This is a genomic window from Wolbachia endosymbiont of Mansonella perstans (genome assembly GCF_020278605.1).
GTDB lineage: Bacteria > Pseudomonadota > Alphaproteobacteria > Rickettsiales > Anaplasmataceae > Wolbachia.
In genome coordinates, this window is sequence record NZ_JACZHU010000121.1 from 1 (window position 1) to 2,199 (window position 2,199).

Genomic DNA, 2,199 nt, shown 5'->3' on the forward strand with positions numbered 1-2,199 from the left:
AATGAGACTGCTTGCATAACCTAAACTAAGCAGAAAAAAAGACAAAGAAACCCCGAATGGCAAGTTTTGACTCTATAATACTTTGAATTGGCGTTGTAATAATTTGCTGACGCTTAGTTTAAGCGCGATTTGGCTGAATGTAGAAAAAGTGAAAAGGACATGCAGCCACTATAATTTGATACAATCCACCGAAAAATACCCTGAGTTTTTTACTAAATTTTGTCATTGAGCCTGGAGATTAAAAGCAAGTTTTCAATCAGAAATACCCTTACTTTTTATAGTAGCAAGGCTGGCGAAGGTTGTCAAGTAGTTTTTTTGCTTCTATTGAGTAACGGCTGATCAAACCACAAGGAGGTTCTTAAGAGGGAGTTCCTATATTAAAAATAGAATTTTTTTACACTTTAGAAAAGTAATGTATACTTTGTTAACTGAAAATCACTTTTTTTTGATATGCAAGACTTTAAAATATTAGAAAATCTAAAAGCCAAAGCACTAGAAGCTGAAAAAGGAGGCGGTTCTGATAGAATCAGCAAACAACATGCAAAAGGGAAACTAACCGCTAGAGAAAGGCTAAATATACTGCTCGATGAAAATTCGTTTGAAGAATACGACAAATTCGTAAAACACCACGCAACTGATTTTGGCATGCAAAATGCTAATTTTCTAGGTGATGGGGTTATAATTGGCCACGGCACTATCTATGGAAGAAAAGTTTTTGTTTACTCTCAAGATTTCACTGTCTTTGGTGGTTCACTTGGTCCGTCACATGCAAGAAAAATATGCAAAATTATGGATATGGCAATCAATGCCAGAGCTCCAATTATCGGGCTAAATGACTCTGGTGGGGCTAGAATTCAAGAAGGAGTAAATTCCCTTGCTGGCTATGGAGAAATTTTTCAAAGGAATGTAAATGCATCAGGCGTTATACCACAAATCTCTTTAATTATGGGCCCATGTGCTGGCGGTGCAGTTTATTCTCCAGCATTAACTGACTTTACTTTCATGGTGAAAAACAGCTCATACATGTTCATAACCGGACCAGATATAGTAAAAAAAGTCACTTACGAAGATGTAAGCCACGAAGATCTCGGTGGAGCAAAAATTCATACAAGCAAAACAGGAATCGCAGACTTTGCGTTTAATAATGATGTTGAAATGTTGCTAAAAATGCGAGAATTCTTTACCTTTTTGCCAGCAAATAATCAACAATCCCCGAAACTTGTACCAATCTGCAACGGTATTGATGACGTTGATGAATCCTTAAGCACTTTAATTCCTCATAGTCCTAATACTCCCTACGATATGTATGAACTGATTGAAAAGGTGTGTGATGAAAGGAAGTTTTTTGAGCTAAAACCTGATTTTGCCCGTAATATCATAATTGGTTTTGGTAGAATTGAAGGTAACACTGTTGGCATTGTTGCAAATCAACCTATTCACCTTGCAGGATGTTTAGATATTGATTCTTCAAGAAAAGCTGCAAGGTTTGTAAGGTTCTGTGACGCATTTAATATCCCTATCATCACACTCATTGACGTTCCTGGGTTCCTACCAGGTACAAGTCAAGAATATAATAATGTAATACAACACGGGGCAAAGCTGCTCTACGCTTACGCTGAAGCAACTGTACCGAAAATTAGCCTTATCACTAGAAAAGCGTATGGTGGTGCATACATTGTCATGAACTCTAAACATCTAAAAGGTGACATAAATTACGCTTGGCCGACTGCTGAAATGGCTGTGATGGGCGCTGAGGGTGCAGTTGAAATTATATTTCGACGTGAAAAGGATCAACAAACACTGGCTAAAGAGTACAAAGAAAAATTCGCTAATCCATTTTTTGCTGCATCGCATGGATATATTGACGATATAATAGTACCAAGTAAAACAAGGCATCACCTTTACAAAGCATTAGAGCTACTCAAAAACAAGAAAGTAGAAAGAATATGGAAAAAGCATGATAATCTACCTTTGTAACTTTTTTCTAGTTTTTTTTGTAATTAGTTTTTACTTAAATTAAACAGGCTAGATTATGTAATTTTAGGAAGGTCGCAATCTTTCACTTGCGCTTTTTTAACTTAAAATAAATATAGAAAATTGCTTGAACTAGCAGTCTTTAAAAACGTGGTTGAATAATTGTTAGTAATAGTGTACAATTTTCAATGCTTTTTAAGTTAATTTCTCATAGCTTTTTCAAAG

1 protein-coding gene is annotated in these 2,199 nt (G+C 35.8%); it reads left to right on the top strand.

The features are described 5' to 3' along the window. Nucleotides 1-450: 450 nt before the first annotated feature. Complete coding sequence (locus IHO13_RS05285; protein WP_225538601.1) at nucleotides 451-1,977, top strand: acyl-CoA carboxylase subunit beta; 1,527 nt, start codon at nucleotides 451-453, stop codon at nucleotides 1,975-1,977. The last annotated feature ends 222 nt before the right edge of the window (nucleotides 1,978-2,199 follow it).